Genomic DNA, 16,908 nt, shown 5'->3' on the forward strand with positions numbered 1-16,908 from the left:
GTCACGCAAAAGCCATGGCGAGCACACAAGATCGTTTGCACTACATTAGAACCGAATTTCCGGGGCAGGTCTGGACCGGAAATTTTCAACAAAACCAATTTTCGACTTGTCTCAGGGTGTTTGAATGAATCGTGCGTTTTTACCGGCCGCCGGAGCGGCGTTTGTGAAATCCTTGCTGCTGGCTACCTTTGCCGTGTCGGGCCTCGTGTCCGCCGCCGAGCATGCACCCGCCCCAGTCAAGGCCGACGCCGCTAAAGGCGCTACCCTGTACGACAGCGGCGACGCCGCGCGCGGCTTGCCCGCCTGCGCTTCCTGCCACGGCGCGGCCGGCAATTCGACCATCGCCGCCAATCCGAAGCTGGCTGCCCAGTTCGAGGCTTACACCCACAAGCAACTGATCGATTTCACCACGCCCAACCGGGTCAATCCGGTGATGACGAGCTTCGCCAAGATGCTCTCGGACGATGAAAAGAAAAACATCGCCGCCTATCTGTCCACGCAAACCCCGAAAGCGGGCGCGGCCAAGAACAAGGATACCGTCCTGCTCGGCAAGAACATCTATCGCGGCGGCATTGCCGCCACCGGCGTGGCCGCTTGCGCCAGCTGCCACGGCGCCAACGGCAACGGCATGCCGGCGCAATTCCCGCGCCTGTCCGGCCAGCACCAGGATTACACCATCAGCCAGCTGCAAGCTTTCAAGAGCGGCGCGCGCAAGAACAGCGTGCAGATGACGACCCTGGCCAAGCGCATGTCGGACGACGAAATGAAAGCTGTCGCGGACTACATCGCCGGCTTGAAATAAGCACAACAAAACGCGTGCCGCACGGTGCGCGTTTTGCCAGGGAAGGTCGAAGGGGCGGCGGCGCGCAAGCGGGCTGCCCTTTTTGTTGGTATCCTCGCGGGTTATGTTGTGCCTGCACATAGGGATTTGTAGAAATGAGCACCACCGGAATTGTCATAAATACGCGCCGCCCCGTCCTGGCCGAGGCGGTCGAGCTGGTCTCGTCGATGCGCTTTGCCATCAGCATGCTGACCATCATCGCGATTGCCTCGATGATCGGCACGGTGCTCACGCAAAACCAGCCGATGCCCAACTATGTCAACCAGTTCGGTCCGTTCTGGTTCGATGTCTTCAACAAGCTCGGCCTGTACGCGGTGTATTCGGCCTGGTGGTTCCTGCTCATCCTGGTGTTCCTGATCCTCTCGACCGCCCTGTGCATCGTGCGCAACGCGCCGAAAATGATCAAGGACATGCGCAGCTGGCGCGACAATGTGCGCGAAAGCTCGCTGCGCAATTTCCACCACAAGGCCGAATGGACGGCGCCGCTCTCGCGCCCCGAGCTGGCGCGCCAGAGCGCCGCCCGCCTGGTCGACGCCGGCTACGCGGCCAAGATCGTGGAAAAAGACAATGGCACCCTGGTGGCGGCCAGGAAGGGCGCGGCCAACAAGTTCGGCTATATCTTCGCGCACAGCTCGATCATCATCATCCTGGTCGGCGGCATGCTCGATTCGGATATCCCGATCCAGTTCCAGGAGTGGTTCCTGGGCAAGACGCCGTTCGTGGGCGGCGGCCTGATTTCCGAGATTCCCGAAAAGCATCGTCTCAGCCTGGGCAATCCGACCTACCGCGGCAATACCCTCATTCCCGAAGGCCAGTCGAGCGATATCGCGATCATCCCGCGTCCGGACGGCTCGCTGCTGCAGCCGCTGCCGTTCACGATCCAGTTAAAGCGCTTCAATATCGATTTCTACTCGACCGGCATGCCCAAGCTGTTCGCCAGCGAAGTGGTGATCCGCGACCATGAAACCGGCAAGACTTTCCCGGCCACGATCAAGGTCAACGAACCGCTGATCTACAAGGGCGTGGCGGTGTACCAGTCGAGCTTCGAAGATGGCGGCAGCAAGCTCAAACTGGTCGGCTACCCGATGAGCGGCACCGACCAGGCGTCGTTTACGATGGAAGGCGAAGTGAACTCGTCGACCCCGCTCAAGCGCGGCGCCGACGAGTACACGGTCGAATGGAGCACCTTCCGCGCGTTCAACGTCGAAAACACCGGCGGCAAGGACGATGCGCGCGCCGTCACCAAGGGCCAGAGCCTGAACGATCAGTTCGCCGCCAAGCTCGACAAGCATTCCGGCTCGGCCGGCAAGAACGCCGGCAACAAGGACTTGAAGAACGTCGGCCCGAGCGTGCAGTACAAGCTGCGCGACAAGACCGGCCAGGCGCGCGAATACCAGAATTACATGCAGCCGGTGACCATCGACGGGGTCCAGGTGTTCCTGGCCGGCGTGCGCGCCTCGCCCAACGAGCCGTTCAGCTTCCTGCGCATTCCCTCGGACGAGGCGCATACGGTCAAGGAATGGATGCGCCTGCGCGCCGCCCTGGCCGACCCGGCCCTGCGCGAGCTGGCGGCCGAACGCTACGCGCGGCGCGCCATGCCGTCCACCAGCAACAGCCCGGCCGCCGCCCTGGCGCGCCAGTTGCAGGAATCGTCGTCGAAAAGCCTGGCCATTTTCGCCGGTGACGGCAAGCAGGGCGGTTACGCGGCGGTCTCGCGCTTCCTTGAAAAGATCCCCGCCGCCGAGCAGGAAAAGGCCGCCAATATCTTCATGAAGATCCTCAACGGCACCCTGTGGGAACTGTGGCAGGCCGCGCGCGAAAAAGAAGGCTTGCCACCGGTGGCCGGCGACGAGACCCAGGCGCGCTTCCTGCAACTGGCCACCAACGCCCTGTCCGACAGCTTCTTTTATGGCGCCCCGGTCTACCTGCAGCTCGACGAGTTTGTCGAAATCAAGGCCTCGGTGCTGCAGGTGACGCGCTCGCCGGGCAAGGCCGTGGTCTACCTCGGCTGCGTGTTCCTGGTGCTGGGCGTGTTCGCCATGTTCTACATCCGCGAACGGCGCCTGTGGGTCTGGGTGCGCGACGGCGAGGCCGGCGGCCCCGCGCACGCCCTGATGGCGATGAGCACGCAACGAAAAACGCTTGATTTCGAGCATGAATTTAACGATCTGAAAGCCAAGCTGCCGCAGTTGGCGTAAGCTGGGCCGACACGCGTATCAGCAGCACTGGAGAACATGATGCAAGCCACACAACCACCGCAAGGCGCACCAGCGCAGACTTACCAGCAGGCGCCAGGCTATTTCAAGCGGCTCGATCCGCTCGACTGGCTGTTCGCCGCCGTCCTGCTGGCCGCCGCCCTGTTCGCGCTAAATACCTACGGCGCCTACATGGACATCTACGAAAAGGTGATCCTGGTGCTGGCCGCGCCGACCTTCGCCGCGCTCGGCTGGCACTGGAAGCCGGTGCGCTGGCTGATGCCGCTAGTGGCCCTGCTGTCGTTCTGGGCCATCAGCCTGTACGACCACAACCTGGCCGCGGCGAACACGAAGTTTTTCCTGAAATACATGCTGTCGAGCCAGTCCGCGATCTTGTGGATGAGCACCCTGTTCGTGTTTTCGACCGTGTTCTACTGGGTCGGGCTGGCCAGCCGATCGAATTTCGGTTCCTCGGTCGGCTCCAAGCTGTGCTGGGCCGCCGTGGTGCTGGGCTGGACCGGCATGATGGTGCGCTGGTACGAGTCGTACCTGATCGGTAGCGATGTCGGCCATATTCCGGTGTCGAACCTGTATGAAGTGTTCATCCTGTTCTCGATGATCACCGCCATGTTCTACCTGTATTACGAGCAACACTACGCCACCCGCCAGCTGGGCGCCTTCGTGCTGCCGGTAATCGCCGCCGCCGTGGTGTTCCTGCTGTGGTACACCGTCACGCGCGACGCCGCCGACATCCAGCCGCTGGTGCCGGCACTGCAGAGCTGGTGGATGAAAATCCACGTGCCTGCCAACTTCATCGGCTACGGCACGTTCGCGCTGGCGGCCATGGTCGGTTCGGCCTACCTGGTCAAGTCGGCCGGCTACCTGCAGGACCGCCTGCCGTCGCTGGAAGTGCTCGACGACGTCATGTACAAGTCGATCTCGGTCGGTTTCGCCTTCTTCACCGTGGCCACCATCCTGGGCGCCCTGTGGGCGGCCGAAGCCTGGGGCGGCTACTGGTCGTGGGATCCGAAGGAAACCTGGGCCCTGATCGTCTGGCTCAACTACGCGGCCTGGCTGCACATGCGCCTGATGACCGGCCTGCGCGGGCGCGTGGCGGCCTGGTGGGCGCTGATCGGCCTCGTGGTGACCACCTTCGCGTTTTTGGGCGTGAACATGTTCCTGTCGGGCCTGCATTCTTATGGCAAACTTTAATGACGAAACTGTCATCAACGGACAGCGGCAAGTTGGTGTAAGGTAGCTCCACCCTATCTGAATTGCCGGAGCCGCCCATGCTGATCACACGTCGTCCCAACGGGCTTGACCTGCCCTTGTCATCCGAAATCACGCCGCAGGCGGTGTACGAGTCGCGTCGCCGCTTCATTGCCCGGATGGCGGTCGGCGCGGCCGCCGGCGGCGCGCTGTGGGAAATGGCCAACCGCGAAGCCTTCGCGGCCGCGCCGGCCGCGGCGGCGCCGCAAAAGCTGGCCGGCAAGCCCAATCCGGCCTACGCCTCGCTCGACAAGCAGACTTCGTTCAAGGATGCCTCGACCTACAACAACTTCTACGAATTCGGCCTCGACAAGTCCGACCCGGCCCAGAACGCCCATACGCTCAAGACGCGTCCGTGGACGGTGACGATCGAAGGCGAAGTCAAAAAGCCGATGACGCTCGATCTCGATGCGCTGCTCAAGCTGGCGCCCCTTGAAGAGCGCGTCTACCGGCTGCGCTGCGTGGAAGGCTGGTCGATGGTGATTCCGTGGATCGGCTATTCCTTGTCCGAGCTGATCAAGAAGGTCGAGCCGACCGGCAACGCCAAGTACGTCGAGTTCGTCACCCTGGCCGACAAGGCGCAGATGCCGGGCGTTTCCAGCCGCGTGCTGAACTGGCCGTATGTGGAGGGCTTGCGCATCGACGAAGCCAACCATCCGCTGACCTTGCTGACCCTGGGCATGTACGGCCAGACCCTGCCGAACCAGAATGGCGCGCCGGTGCGCCTGGTGGTGCCCTGGAAATACGGTTTCAAGTCGGCCAAGTCGATCGTCAAGATCCGCTTCGTCAAGGAGCAGCCGCGCACGGCGTGGAATGTGTCGGCGCCGTCCGAGTACGGTTTTTACTCGAACGTCAATCCCGAGGTCGATCACCCGCGCTGGTCGCAGGCCAGCGAGCGCCGCATTGGCGAAGACGGCTTCTTCCAGAAAAAGCGCAAGACCTTGATGTTCAACGGCTACGACGTGGGCTCGCTGTACAGCGGACTCGACCTCAAAAAGAACTTCTGAGCCGATGGCGTTCAATCCCGCTCCGAAGCAACTGTCGGCAATCAAGGCCGCCCTGTTCGCGCTGGCGCTGGTGCCGCTGGCGCGCATGGTGTACCTGACCGTCAGCGGGCAACTGGTCGAGCCGCTCGAATTCATCACGCGCGGCACCGGCGACTGGGTGCTGTATTTGCTGTGCATCACCCTGGCGCTGACGCCCCTGCGGCGCCTGACGGGCTGGAACTGGCTGGTCAAGCTGCGCCGCATGGCGGGCCTGTTCACCTTTTTCTATGGCTGCCTGCATTTCCTGACCTTTTTGTGGTTCGACCATTTTTTCGACGTGGCGGAAATGTTCCGGGATGTCCTCAAGCGGCCCTTCATCACCGTCGGCTTTATTGCCTTCGTGCTCCTCATTCCGCTGGCCGTGACCAGCACCAACGGCATGATCAAGCGCCTCGGCGGCAAGCGCTGGCAGTGGCTGCACCGGCTCATCTATGTGATCGCACCGCTGGCGATCCTGCATTTTTGGTGGATGAAGGCCGGCAAGAACAACTTCACCGAACCGCTCATTACCGGCGCCATCGTCGCGTTACTGCTGGGTCTGCGGGTGTGGTGGAGCCGCCAGAAGGCCGCCGCGCGCGTTTGAGGCAGCGCAAAGGCGCGGCAGGGGCACTGGCTAGAATGCCCCATGACTACCCAATCCCACGACCTCGGCTACCGCGCCCTGTTTGCCCACCCGGAAATGGTGCGCGAACTGATCACCGGCTTTACGCCGTTCAAGCTGCTTGACGGGGTGGCCCTGTCGGCCTTCAAGCGCATCAACACGGACTACGTCAGCGAGCGGCCGTCGGCACGCCAGGGTGACCTTGTCTGGCGCGTGCAGCTCGGCGACGAGTTTCTGTACGTCTACATCCTGCTCGAATGCCAGTCCGGCGTGGACCGCTGGATGGCGCTGCGCATGCAGACCTACGTCGGCCTGCTGTGCCAGGATCTGGTCAAGCGCCACGAACTGTCGCCCGGATTGCGCTTGCCGCCGCTATTGCCGCTGGTGCTGTACAACGGCGGACCGCGCTGGAATGCCAGCATCGATCTGGCGGAGTTGCTGATGGAAGCCCCCGCCGGGCTGGCCGCGCTGCAGCCATCGCAGCGCTACGTGCTGATCGACCAGCAGCGCCTGGACCCGGCGGCGCTGGAGGCGAACGACGACCTGCTGGCGCTGCTGTTCCGGATCGAACTTTCTCACATCCCCGATGTCTTACATACGCATTTGCGCGCGCTGCTGGCCTGGTTCAGGGACACGCCCCAGACCAGTCTGCGCACCTCGGTATGGGCGTGGTGGAAGACGCTGGCGGCGCGCAGGAATGACAATCAGGCATTGTTTGACATCGCTAGCTTGGAGGACGCTGACATGGACGCGACAATGATCAACTGGGCCGAGGAGTTGCGCGAGATCGGCCGTCAGGAGGGGCTCGCCCTGGCCGGGATATCCAAAGAAGAAATGAGGGCGGAAGGCAGGGCGCAGGGCAGGGCGGAAGGCCGGGCGGAAGGACAAGTCATGGCCCTGCGGGCGACGCTCGAGAAGGTATTGCGCATCCGCTTCGGCGCGGTCCCGGAGCAGGCCGTGCAACGCCTGGACCGGGCTACGCAAGAAGAACTGGAAACCTGGATCGAGCGCAGCGTCACCGCGCCCAGCCTGGCGGGCTTGTTCGGCGCCGATGCGGCGCCGCCCGTCTAGGCGCCGCCGCCCGGCTTACTTGAGCATCGATTCGAGCGCGAACAGCTCGGCCGGCTCTTCGCGCCGGCGCACCAGGTGCACCGTGTCGCCATCGACCATGACTTCGGCGGCGCGGCCGCGCGTGTTGTAATTCGACGACATCGTAAACCCATAGGCGCCGGCCTGCATGATCGCCAGCAGGTCGCCCTGTTCCACGCTCAGGTCGCGCTCGCGCGCCAGCCAGTCGCCCGACTCGCACACCGGCCCGACCACATCGTAGCTGAGCGCCGGCGTCGTGCCGGCCCGGACCTGCTGCACATCCATCCAGGCCTGGTACAGGGCCGGGCGCATCAGGTCGTTCATGGCGGCGTCGACGATGCAGAAATTCTTTTCCGCGCCAGGCTTGAGGAACTCCACGCGGGTCAGCAGCACCCCGGTGTCGCCCACGATGGCGCGGCCCGGCTCGAAAATCACCTTGATCGGCGCGCCGCCATGGCTGGCCGCGCGCCAGGCGTCGATGCGCGCGAACACGCGGCCCAGGTAATCGGCCACCGGCACCGGGGCGCTGTCTCCGGCGGCGCCGTAGTTGATGCCGATGCCGCCGCCCATGTCGAGGTGCTCGAGCACGATGCCTTCGGCGCCCAGCGCGTCGACCAGTTCGATCAGCTTGTCGAGCGCTTCGAGCAGCGGCGCGTCGTCCAGCAGCTGCGAGCCGATGTGGCAATCGATGCCGACCGGGGTCAGGTGCGGCAGGGCGGCCGCGCTGCGGTAGGTGGCCAGCGCATCGTCGAAGGCGACGCCGAACTTGTTCGCTTTCAGGCCGGTGGCGATGTATGGATGGGTCTTGGCGTCGACATTCGGGTTCACGCGCAGCGACACGCGCGCCTGTTTGCCCATGGCGCCGGCCACCTCGTTCAAACGGTGCAGTTCGGAAATCGACTCGACGTTAAAGCACAGGATGTCGTGCGACAGCGCCAGGCGCATTTCGTCGACGCTCTTGCCGACCCCGGAAAAAATCACCTTGGCCGGATCGCCGCCGGCGGCGATCACGCGCAGGAGTTCGCCGCCCGACACGATGTCGAAACCGGCGCCGCGGCGCGCCAGCAGGTCGAGAATGGCCAGGTTCGAATTGGCTTTCATCGCATAGCAAACCAGTGCGTCGCGCCCGGCGCAGGCGTCGGCGAAGGCATCGAAGTTTTCCAGCAATGCCGCTTTCGAATACACATAGGTCGGCGTGCCGAACTCCTCGGCGATGCGGGACAGGGGGGTGCTTTCGGCGTGCAGGACGCCGTCCAGATGAAAGAAATGCGACATGGTCTGAGGGAAAAGGGTTATTTAGCAGCCGGGGTGGCTGGCGGTGGTGGCAGCGGAACGGCCTGTGTGGCGGGCTTGGCCGGTGGCTTGGGCAGGTACAGCGGGCCGGCCTGGCCGCAGCCTGCCAGCAAGCCAAAGACCACGGCGGCGATGCCGATATTGAGCGCGGATGAAGACTTCACGATTAGAATCACGGTTTGATTGGCAGACCTTGGAGTGTAGCATGAGCGAAAAAGAATTTTTGGACCTGGCCGAAACGACCTTGAACACGATCGAAGAGGCGATGGACCGGCTGAACGACGAGGATGTCATCGATGTCGAGTGCAAGCGCAGCGGCAATGTGCTGGAGATCGAATTCATCGACAACGGCAGCAAGATCATCGTCAACAGCCAGGCCCCGATGCAGGAACTGTGGGTGGCGGCCAAGTCGGGCGGCTTCCACTACAAGCGGGAGGGCGGCGCCTGGATCAACACGCGCGACGGCAGCGAACTGTTCGCCGCGCTCTCCGAGCTGGCCAGTGCCCAGGGCGGCGCCAGCGTCACGCTGGTGTAAAACCGGACAACCGGGGTCAGACCCCAACCATCAACACGGTGTAAAACCGGACAACCGGGGTCAGACCCCAACCGGCAACACGGTGTAAAACCGGACAACCGGGGTCAGACCCCAACCGGCAACACCGGGGTCTGACCCCGGTTGTCCGGTTTTACACCGCGTCCGCCTTGCCTGCGTCAGAACAGCTCGTTCTTGACCGCGTCCTTGACCTTTTCCTCGGCCGGCGTGCCGCGCGCGCCGATGTCGAGGCTCTGCACTCCCGTGCCGGGCGGATTCTCGGCATAGTAATAGTCGTCGCCGGCCATCACCAGCCCTTCGGGCACCACCCGTTCCTCGTTCGGCACGCCCTTGAGCGCCTTTTGCATGAAGCCGATCCAGATCGGCAGGGCCAGCCCACCGCCGGTTTCCTTGTTGCCCAGGTTCTTGGGCTGGTCGTAGCCGATCCAGGCGATCCCCACCAGTTTCGGCGTGTAACCGGCGAACCAGGCATCGATCGAATCGTTGGTGGTGCCGGTTTTACCCGACACGTCGGTGCGTTTCAGCGCCAGTGCCTTGGTGGCGGTGCCGTAGCGCACCACGTCCTTGAGCATGCTGTCGACCAGGAAGGCATTGCGCGCATCGATCACCCGGTTCTCCTCATTGCCCGCTTTGTCCGGCGTGGCCTGCGACAAAACTTTGCCGTTGCTGTCGGTAACCTTCGAGATCAGGTAGGGACTGACCCGGAAACCGCCGTTGGCGAACACCGCGTAGGCGCCGGCCAGTTGCAGCGGCGTGGTCGAGCCGGAACCGAGCGCCAGGGTCAGGTAGGGCGGGTTCTTCTCGGCCTCGAAGCCGAAGCGGGTGGCGTATTCCTGGCCGTACTTGGCGCCGATCTTGTTGAGGATGCGGATCGAAATCATGTTCTTCGACTTGGTCAGCCCGCGCCGCATGGTCATCGGTCCTTCGTACTTGCTGTCGTAATTCTTCGGTTCCCAGGCCTGGCCGCCGGTCTGGCCGGCGTCGAACGAGATCGGGGCGTCGTTGATGATGGTCGCCGGCGACAGCCCGCGCTCGAGCGAGGCCGAGTAGATGAAGGGCTTGAACGAGGAGCCGGGCTGGCGCCAGGCCTGGGTGACGTGGTTGAACTTGTTGCGGTTGTAGTCGAAGCCGCCCACCAGCGCGCGGATCGCGCCATCGGTGGTGTCGGCCGCGACAAACGCCGATTCGATCTGCGGCATCTGGGTGACCGACCAGGCCGTCCCGCCATCCTGGCTGATGCGGATCACGGCGCCGCGCTTGACCCGCCGGTTGGCCGCGGCCTTGCTCGATAACCAGCCCTGGGCGAATGCCAGGCCCGGACCGCTGATCTTGACTTCCTCGCCCGAGGCGGTCACCGCCGTGATGCCGGTGGGCGTCGCTTCGAGCACCATGGCGGCGATGATGTCGTCGCTGTCGGGATGCTCGGCCAGTTCGTTTTCGATCGCTTCGTCGGCTTCTTCCTTGGACTTGGGGATGTCGATATACGCTTCCGGACCACGGTACGGATGGCGCTTCTCGTAGTCCATCACGCCGCGCCGCAGGGCCAGGTAGGCCGCATCCTGGTCGGCCTTGGTGACGGTGGTGAAGACGTTCAGGCCGCGCGTATAGGTTTCTTCCTTGAATTGCTCGTACACCAGCTGGCGCGCCATTTCGGCCACGTACTCGGCGTGCACCCCGAATTCGCTGCTGTCGGACTTGATGCGCAAGTTCTCGGCCTTGGCCGTTTCGAACTGGGCCGGGGTGATGTAGCCCAGCATGTGCATGCGCTGCAGGATGTATTGCTGGCGCGTGCGCGCGCGTTTCGGGTTGACCACCGGGTTGTAGGCCGACGGCGCCTTGGGCAGGCCGGCCAGCATGGCCGCCTCGGCCACGGTGATGTCTTTCAGGTTCTTGCCGAAGTAGATCTGCGCCGCCGAGGCGAAACCGTAGGCGCGCTGGCCCAGGTAGATCTGGTTCATGTAGACCTCGAGGATCTGGTCCTTGGTCAGGCTTTGCTCGATCTTCCAGGCCAGCAGCACTTCATAGGCCTTGCGCTTGAGCGTTTGCTCGCTCGAGAGGAAGAAATTGCGCGCCACCTGCTGGGTGATGGTCGAGGCGCCCTGCTTGGCGCCGCCGGTGGCGTTGTGCACGGCCGCGCGCAGGATGCCGGTGTAGTCGACCCCGCCGTGCTGGTAGAAGCGGTCGTCTTCGATCGCCAGCACCGCCTTCTTCATGATCTCGGGAATATCCTTGATGTGCACCAGGTTGCGGCGCTCTTCGCCAAACTCGCCGATGAGCACATTATCGGCCGAAAAAATGCGCAAAGGCATCTTCGGGCGGTAGTCGGTCAGGGTGTCGAGTTGCGGCAGATTCGGGTACGCCATGGCCAGCGCGAAGACCACGATCAGCAAGCCCACCAGGGCCGTGCCGACCAGGCTCCCGAGGACAATTAACAACAGTCGCTTGGGCGAGCGCTTGCGCGCGGGGGAGGGGTTGCTGGCGTCCGTTTTGGAAGGGCTCATGCGGGTCGAATCTTTCGCTTTTATGGGTGCCCCTCATTATAATGCACCGCCACTGCCTGCGGCAGCCTGCCGAGTACTTGCCTTTAGGAACATTTGTACCCCTCCGACAACTGTGATGACGAGCAGTTCACAGAGTGTCGTATTCCAGCCCACAGGCATAAAATTTCAAAACAGAAATACCTTTACATGGGATCACGCTTATTGCTACGATTTAATGTACTGCCTTATGTATAGATGCTAAATGGCGGTTTTGTAGCAAATTCCCCCGCGTCGGGCACTTCTTTTTTGGTTCTGCAAGGCCCGTTTTGCAGCGTAAGCATTGATTATAGGTAGGTAAGGGAGTACGGTCTTGATGGTCAATTTAGGTTCCTTGTTCGGTCAATCCAGCCCGCCGTTGCTCGGCCTGGACATCAGCACGTCGGGCGTGCGCCTGGTGGAGCTGGTCGTGGTCGGCAAAAACGAGCTGCGCCTCGAACGCTATGCGTCCGAACCGTTCCCGCGCGGCGCGGTCGTCGACGGCAATATCGAAAATATCGAGCAGGTCTCGGAGGCGGTGCGCCGGGTCTGGAAGAAAAGCGGCACCCGCGTCAAGCTGGTCGCGCTCGGCATGCCGCCGGCCTCGGTGATCACCAAAAAGATCATCTTGCCGGCCGGCATGTCCGAAGACCAGCTTGAGATCCAGGTCGAGTCCGAGGCAAGCCAGTATATTCCCTTCGCGCTCGACGAGGTCAGCCTCGACTTCGACGTGATCGGACCGGCCGCCAATTCGGCCGACGACATCGACGTCATGCTGGCCGCCTCGCGCAAGGAAAAGGTCGAGGACCGCGTGGCGATCGCCGAAGCGGCCGGCCTGACCGCGGTGGTGATGGATATCGAATCGTACGCCGCCCGCGCCGCGCTCGAACGCGTGACCTCGCAGATGAAGGGTTCCACCGGCCAGATCGTGGCGCTGTTCCAGATCGGCGCCCAGGTCACGCATATTTCGGTCATGCTCAACGGCGAGACCATCTATGAGCGCGAGCAACCCTTCGGCGGCAACCAGCTGACCCAGGATATCGTGCGCTCGTACGGCCTGTCCTTCGACGAAGCCGACGCCAAGAAGAAAGCGGGCGACCTGCCCGACAACTTCCAGGCCGACCTGCTCGCGCCATTCCTGGAAAACGCGGCGCTCGAAGTGACCCGCGCGATCCAGTTCTTCTATACCTCGACGCCCTACACGCGGATCGACCAGCTGTTCCTGGCCGGCGGCTGCGCGCTCATTCCCGGCCTGCTCGACATCGTGGCCAGCCGCACCAAGATTTCCAGCGCGGTGGTATCGCCCTTCAAGGGCATGTCGCTCGGTCCGTCCGTGCGTGAGCAGCAGCTGCGCAGCGAGGCTCCCGCCTACCTTGTCGCCTGCGGGTTGGCACTGCGGAGGTTTGGCTGATGATTAAAATTAACCTGCTTCCCCACCGGGAAGAAAAGCGCAAGCAAAAGAAGAGCGCCTTCATCGCCCTGATGGCCTTGTCGGCCGTGCTCGGCGTGCTGGTCGTGATCGCCGTCGGCGGTTACAACGCGCGCCGCATCTCGATCCAGGAAGAACGCAATGGCGCGTTTGTCGCGGCCATCGTCGAACTCGACAAGAAGATCGCCGAGATCGCCAACCTGAAACAGGAAATCGAAGCGCTCAAGGCGCGCCAGCAGGCGGTCGAAGACTTGCAGGGCGAGCGCAACCAGCCGGTCTACCTGCTCGACGAACTGGTCAGGCAGACGCCGCAGGGGGTGTACCTCAAGACCTTCAAGCAGGAGGGCCAGCGGGTCACCGTGGGTGGTTTCGCCCAGTCGCAGGAACGGGTGGCTGAACTGCTGCGCAATATCGCCGGCAATTCCCCATGGCTCGAACGTCCCGACCTGACCGAGGTGCGCGCGGCGCAACTGGCACAGAGTAAAACCGGCAAGAAAGTCGTCGAATTTACGCTGAACCTGTTCATCAAGCGCCAGCGCGAGAAGAATGAAGCGCTCAAGCCGGGCCAGAAACCGCTCGCCGGCGCCACTGCCGCCCCCGGCTCGCCGGCTCCCGCGACAGCGGCCCCCTAGCCAGATCGGATTGGAAGAATGACTAAAGACTTGAAATCGATGGGTGGCTCGCTCAGCTCCCAGTTCCAGAACCTGGGCGACCGCCCGCCGGGACAGTGGCCGCTCGCGCCGCGCATCCTGTGCGGTATCGCCGTCATGGCGGCCGTCATCACGGGCGGCCATTTCCTCTACTGGAGCACCCAGTTCGAAGAATATGACGCGCTCGCCGCCAAAGAATTGACCTTGCAGGCCGAGTACAAGACCAAGATCGCCCAGGCCATCAACCTCGAGGCCCTGATCGCCCAGAAAGCCCAGGTCGACCAGTACGTCGAGCGCCTGCAGAAGCAATTGCCGAGCAAGGCGGAAATGGCGGCCCTGCTGTCGGACATCAACCAGGCCGGCGTCGGCCGCGGCCTGTCGTTCGACCTGTTCAAGCCGGGCCAGGTGGTGGTGCGCGATTACTACGCCGAACTGCCGATCGATATCCGCGTGACCGGGTCTTACCACGACATTGGCGCCTTCGCCAGCGACATGGCCAACCTGCCGCGCATCGTCACGCTTAATAATATGTCGCTGTCGGCCAACAAGGATGGCGGCCTGGTGCTCGAAGCGGTCGCCAAGACCTTCCGCTACCTCGACCCCGAAGAAGCCAATGCGCAGCGCAAGATCCGCTCGGACCGCGACAAGCAGGCCGCGGCCGGCAAAGGGGCAGCCAAATGATCATCAAACGCCATTGCCTCGCGCTGCTGATCGGCGCCGGCCTGCTGGCCGGTTGCGGCGACAGCGACGTCCAGGAAGTGAACCAGTGGATGGAGCAGACCAAGAAGGAAACCAAGGTCGACGTGCCACCGCTGACCGAGCCGACCACCTTCGTGCCGTTCGCCTACAGCACCGTCGGCCAGATCGATCCTTACGACCCGAACAAGCTGCTGGCCGAGCTGGCCCGCTCCTCGAACGCCAACAACCCGCTCAAGCCGGATGACAACCGGCCCAAGGAAGTGCTCGAGGCATTCCCGCTCGATACCATGTCAATGGTGGGCAGCATGAAATCGAAAGGCGTCATGTACGCGCTGGTACAGATCGACAAGACCATGTACCACGTCAAGCCAGGCGACCGGGTGGGCCAGAATTTCGGCATCATCACCGGCGTGAGCGATGAAGCAATCAGTATCAAGGAAACGGTCCAGGATGCCGGCGGCGAATGGATCGAACGTCCCACCAAGCTAGAGTTGCAGGAAAGTAAGGAGAAGAAATGATCGCACTGAGAATGAATGGCACCGCGCTGATGGGCACGGTGATCCGCATGGGCGCATTATTGGCTCTGGCCTTCGGCGCCAACAGCGCCATGGCGCAAGAGAACGCGATCGAATCGATCACGGCCAACCAGCAGGGCTCGAACGTGGTGGTGAACGTGGCGATGAAAAACGCCCCGACCAAGCTGCCGATCGGTTTTTCGATCACCAATCCGACCCGCATCGCCCTCGATTTCGGCGCCACGGTCAATGCCACCGGCAAGACGGCCCAGGACGTGAACCTGGCCGACGTGCGCGGCATTAACGTGGTCCAGGCCGGCGCCCGCACGCGCCTCGTGCTCAATCTCAAGCGTCCGCTCAACTACGCCACCGCCATCGATGGCAAGTCGATCATCGTCACCATCGACGGTTCCGGCGGCGTGGCCCAGGCCGTCGACAGCGCCGGCCAGCCGGTCCTGAACGGCGTCTCGTCCTCCTCGGCCCCGCTGCCGGCGCCGCAGGGCGCCAGGCGCCAGGTCTTGCGCGACCTCGATTTCCGCCGCGGCGCCAACGGCGAAGGCCGGGTCGTGGTCGACCTGCCGAACAGCCAGGTCGCGGTCGATGTACGCCAGGTCGGCAACACCGTGGTGGTCGATTTCATGAAAACCGGCTTGCCGGAAACCTTGCGCCGGCGCCTGGACGTGACCGATTTCGGCACCCCGGTTTCGCAGATCACCACTGTGACCCAGGGCGACAATGTGCGCATGACGGTCGAAGCGCGCGGCCTGTGGGAACAGACCGTGTACCAGAGCGATACCCAGCTGGTGATCGACGTCAAGCCGATCAAGGAAGACACCAACAAGCTGACCCAGGGCACCCAGGGTTACCGCGGCGAGAAAATCTCGTTCAACTTCCAGAACGTGGAAGTGCGCGCCGCGCTGCAAGCGATTGCCGACATCTCGGGCCTGAACATCATCACCAGCGATTCGGTCAGCGGCAACCTGACCTTGCGCCTGAAAGAAGTGCCATGGGACCAGGCGCTCGACGTGGTGCTGCAAGCCAAGGGCCTGGACATGCGCAAGAACGGTTCGGTGTTGTGGATCGCGCCCAAGGATGAACTGCTGACCAAGGAAAAGCTGGAACTCGAACAGCGCGCCCAGATCGCCGATCTCGAGCCGCTCAAGTCGGAAATCTTCCAGCTCAACTACCAGAAGGCCGAAGCCTTCCGCACCGTGTTCGGCATCAGTGCCGACGGCTCGCAAAAGGAAGAGGGCAGCGACAACCGCTCGCGCGTGCTGTCGAAACGCGGCAGCGCCGTGATCGATCCGCGCACCAACCAGTTGTTCATTACCGATATTGCCTCGAAACTGGAAGACTTGCGCAAGCTGATCCAGAAAACCGACGTCCCTTCCAAGCAAGTGCTGATCGAAGCGCGCCTGGTCGAAGCCAATGACGGCTTTTCCCGCAACCTGGGCGCCAAGATCGGCTTTGCCGACTTGCGCACCCTGCGCGGCGGCAATTCCGGCTACGCTTACCGTGGCAACGAGCGCGTCGCTATCGGCGGCAACCTGGTCGGCATTGGCCAGGTCACCGGCCAGACCCCGGACAAGGGCGATGGCTACACCAATACCACCATGCTGAACCTGCCTGCGGCCGGCATCGCCGGCAACCCGGCCGCTTCGCTGGCCGCCAGCCTGTTCTCGGCCGCCTCGAACCGCTTCCTGAACCTGGAACTGTCGGCGCTGGAAGCGGACGGCAAGGGCAAGATCATTTCCAGCCCGCGCGTGGTCACCGAAGACAAGAACGTGGCCGTGATCGAGCAGGGTATCGAACTGCCGTACGAAAAATCGACCAGCAGCGGCGCCACCTCGATCGAGTGGAAAAAAGCCAACCTGCGCCTCGAAGTGACCCCGCAGATCACGCCTGACGGCAACGTCGTGCTGGAAGTGAACGTCAACAAGGATACCAAGGGCGATGAAACGCGCGCCGGCTTTGCGATCAACACCCAGCACGTGCAAACCAAGGTGATGGTCGAAAACGGCGGTACGGTCGTGCTGGGCGGTATCTACCAGCAAGCTGAAACCAATAACGTGACCAAGGTGCCGTTCCTGGGCGACCTGCCGGTCGTGGGCAATCTGTTCAAGACCACCGCGCGCAACAGCACCAAGACCGAACTGCTGGTCTTCATCACCCCGAAAATCGTCGCAGATCGCCTGTCGACGCGCTAACACCC

At 63.0% G+C, this 16,908-nt stretch carries 15 protein-coding genes; 12 read left to right on the top strand and 3 right to left on the bottom strand.

Going from position 1 to position 16,908, the window contains the following annotated elements; genetic code table 11:
- The first annotated feature begins 124 nt into the window (after positions 1 to 124).
- The 6 genes from F0185_RS08675 (at position 125) to F0185_RS08700 (ending at position 7,023) form a co-directional block, all read left to right on the top strand.
- On the top strand, positions 125 to 802 hold the full coding sequence (locus F0185_RS08675; protein WP_167223498.1) for a c-type cytochrome: 678 nt from the start codon (positions 125 to 127) through the stop codon (positions 800 to 802).
- A gap of 134 nt (positions 803 to 936) precedes the next feature.
- Positions 937 to 3,039, top strand: a complete 2,103-nt coding sequence (locus F0185_RS08680) for a cytochrome c biogenesis protein ResB (RefSeq protein ID WP_167223500.1) — start codon at positions 937 to 939, stop codon at positions 3,037 to 3,039.
- 36 nt (positions 3,040 to 3,075) lie between these two features.
- Positions 3,076 to 4,248 carry a c-type cytochrome biogenesis protein CcsB gene (gene ccsB, locus F0185_RS08685; RefSeq protein ID WP_370663990.1) on the top strand — a complete coding sequence of 391 codons (1,173 nt, stop codon included), beginning with the start codon at positions 3,076 to 3,078 and terminating at the stop codon, positions 4,246 to 4,248.
- A 77-nt stretch (positions 4,249 to 4,325) separates the two neighbouring features.
- On the top strand, positions 4,326 to 5,312 hold the full coding sequence (msrP, locus tag F0185_RS08690) for a protein-methionine-sulfoxide reductase catalytic subunit MsrP (RefSeq protein ID WP_167223504.1): 987 nt from the start codon (positions 4,326 to 4,328) through the stop codon (positions 5,310 to 5,312).
- 4 nt (positions 5,313 to 5,316) lie between these two features.
- Complete coding sequence (gene msrQ, locus F0185_RS08695) at positions 5,317 to 5,934, top strand: protein-methionine-sulfoxide reductase heme-binding subunit MsrQ (protein WP_167223506.1); 618 nt, start codon at positions 5,317 to 5,319, stop codon at positions 5,932 to 5,934.
- 42 nt (positions 5,935 to 5,976) lie between these two features.
- Positions 5,977 to 7,023, top strand: a complete 1,047-nt coding sequence (locus tag F0185_RS08700; protein WP_167223509.1) for an Rpn family recombination-promoting nuclease/putative transposase — start codon at positions 5,977 to 5,979, stop codon at positions 7,021 to 7,023.
- A 15-nt stretch (positions 7,024 to 7,038) separates the two neighbouring features.
- Here the strand turns inward: F0185_RS08700 and lysA are convergent, their stop codons facing one another.
- Positions 7,039 to 8,316, bottom strand: coding sequence for a diaminopimelate decarboxylase (gene lysA / locus F0185_RS08705; RefSeq protein ID WP_167223511.1), 1,278 nt, complete (start codon positions 8,314 to 8,316; stop codon positions 7,039 to 7,041).
- A gap of 17 nt (positions 8,317 to 8,333) precedes the next feature.
- Complete coding sequence (gene lptM / locus F0185_RS08710) at positions 8,334 to 8,498, bottom strand: LPS translocon maturation chaperone LptM (RefSeq protein ID WP_167223470.1); 165 nt, start codon at positions 8,496 to 8,498, stop codon at positions 8,334 to 8,336.
- A 41-nt stretch (positions 8,499 to 8,539) separates the two neighbouring features.
- Here lptM and cyaY point away from each other — a divergent pair, with 41 nt between their 5' ends.
- Positions 8,540 to 8,869, top strand: a complete 330-nt coding sequence (gene cyaY, locus F0185_RS08715; protein WP_167223513.1) for an iron donor protein CyaY — start codon at positions 8,540 to 8,542, stop codon at positions 8,867 to 8,869.
- A gap of 176 nt (positions 8,870 to 9,045) precedes the next feature.
- Here the strand turns inward: cyaY and F0185_RS08720 are convergent, their stop codons facing one another.
- Positions 9,046 to 11,388, bottom strand: a complete 2,343-nt coding sequence (locus tag F0185_RS08720; protein WP_167223515.1) for a penicillin-binding protein 1A — start codon at positions 11,386 to 11,388, stop codon at positions 9,046 to 9,048.
- A gap of 352 nt (positions 11,389 to 11,740) precedes the next feature.
- Here F0185_RS08720 and F0185_RS08725 point away from each other — a divergent pair, with 352 nt between their 5' ends.
- The 5 genes from F0185_RS08725 to F0185_RS08745 are packed head-to-tail and all read left to right on the top strand — an operon-like array spanning position 11,741 to position 16,903.
- The gene (locus tag F0185_RS08725) at positions 11,741 to 12,814 is read left to right on the top strand and encodes a pilus assembly protein PilM (protein ID WP_167224015.1); all 1,074 of its coding nucleotides are present in this window, start codon (positions 11,741 to 11,743) and stop codon (positions 12,812 to 12,814) included.
- Positions 12,814 to 13,464, top strand: coding sequence for a PilN domain-containing protein (locus tag F0185_RS08730; protein ID WP_167223517.1), 651 nt, complete (start codon positions 12,814 to 12,816; stop codon positions 13,462 to 13,464). Before F0185_RS08725 ends, F0185_RS08730 begins: the two co-directional genes overlap by 1 nt.
- Before the next feature lie 18 nt (positions 13,465 to 13,482).
- A complete protein-coding gene (locus F0185_RS08735) occupies positions 13,483 to 14,163 on the top strand; it encodes a type IV pilus inner membrane component PilO (protein ID WP_167223519.1) in 681 nt (226 codons plus the stop codon).
- Positions 14,160 to 14,699, top strand: a complete 540-nt coding sequence (locus F0185_RS08740; protein ID WP_166897485.1) for a pilus assembly protein PilP — start codon at positions 14,160 to 14,162, stop codon at positions 14,697 to 14,699. The genes F0185_RS08735 and F0185_RS08740 overlap by 4 nt, the downstream gene beginning before the upstream one ends.
- Entirely contained in the window at positions 14,696 to 16,903 is a 2,208-nt protein-coding gene (locus F0185_RS08745; protein WP_370663991.1) for a type IV pilus secretin PilQ, read from the top strand. The genes F0185_RS08740 and F0185_RS08745 overlap by 4 nt, the downstream gene beginning before the upstream one ends.
- The last annotated feature ends 5 nt before the right edge of the window (positions 16,904 to 16,908 follow it).

This window comes from Massilia rubra, assembly GCF_011682065.1.
Classification (GTDB): domain Bacteria; phylum Pseudomonadota; class Gammaproteobacteria; order Burkholderiales; family Burkholderiaceae_D; genus Telluria_A; species Telluria_A rubra.

Bases quoted from the DNA above. Each gene is read 5' to 3' on its own strand.
- F0185_RS08675 (WP_167223498.1), top strand. From the start codon at position 125: ATGAATCGTGCGTTTTTACCGGCCGCCGGAGCGGCGTTTGTGAAATCC.
- F0185_RS08680 (WP_167223500.1), top strand. From the start codon at position 937: ATGAGCACCACCGGAATTGTCATAAATACGCGCCGCCCCGTCCTGGCC.
- ccsB (WP_370663990.1), top strand. From the start codon at position 3,076: ATGATGCAAGCCACACAACCACCGCAAGGCGCACCAGCGCAGACTTAC.
- msrP (WP_167223504.1), top strand. From the start codon at position 4,326: ATGCTGATCACACGTCGTCCCAACGGGCTTGACCTGCCCTTGTCATCC.
- msrQ (WP_167223506.1), top strand. From the start codon at position 5,317: ATGGCGTTCAATCCCGCTCCGAAGCAACTGTCGGCAATCAAGGCCGCC.
- F0185_RS08700 (WP_167223509.1), top strand. From the start codon at position 5,977: ATGACTACCCAATCCCACGACCTCGGCTACCGCGCCCTGTTTGCCCAC.
- lysA (WP_167223511.1), bottom strand. From the start codon at position 8,316: ATGTCGCATTTCTTTCATCTGGACGGCGTCCTGCACGCCGAAAGCACC.
- cyaY (WP_167223513.1), top strand. From the start codon at position 8,540: ATGAGCGAAAAAGAATTTTTGGACCTGGCCGAAACGACCTTGAACACG.
- F0185_RS08720 (WP_167223515.1), bottom strand. From the start codon at position 11,388: ATGAGCCCTTCCAAAACGGACGCCAGCAACCCCTCCCCCGCGCGCAAG.
- F0185_RS08725 (WP_167224015.1), top strand. From the start codon at position 11,741: ATGGTCAATTTAGGTTCCTTGTTCGGTCAATCCAGCCCGCCGTTGCTC.
- F0185_RS08730 (WP_167223517.1), top strand. From the start codon at position 12,814: ATGATTAAAATTAACCTGCTTCCCCACCGGGAAGAAAAGCGCAAGCAA.
- F0185_RS08735 (WP_167223519.1), top strand. From the start codon at position 13,483: ATGACTAAAGACTTGAAATCGATGGGTGGCTCGCTCAGCTCCCAGTTC.
- F0185_RS08740 (WP_166897485.1), top strand. From the start codon at position 14,160: ATGATCATCAAACGCCATTGCCTCGCGCTGCTGATCGGCGCCGGCCTG.
- F0185_RS08745 (WP_370663991.1), top strand. From the start codon at position 14,696: ATGATCGCACTGAGAATGAATGGCACCGCGCTGATGGGCACGGTGATC.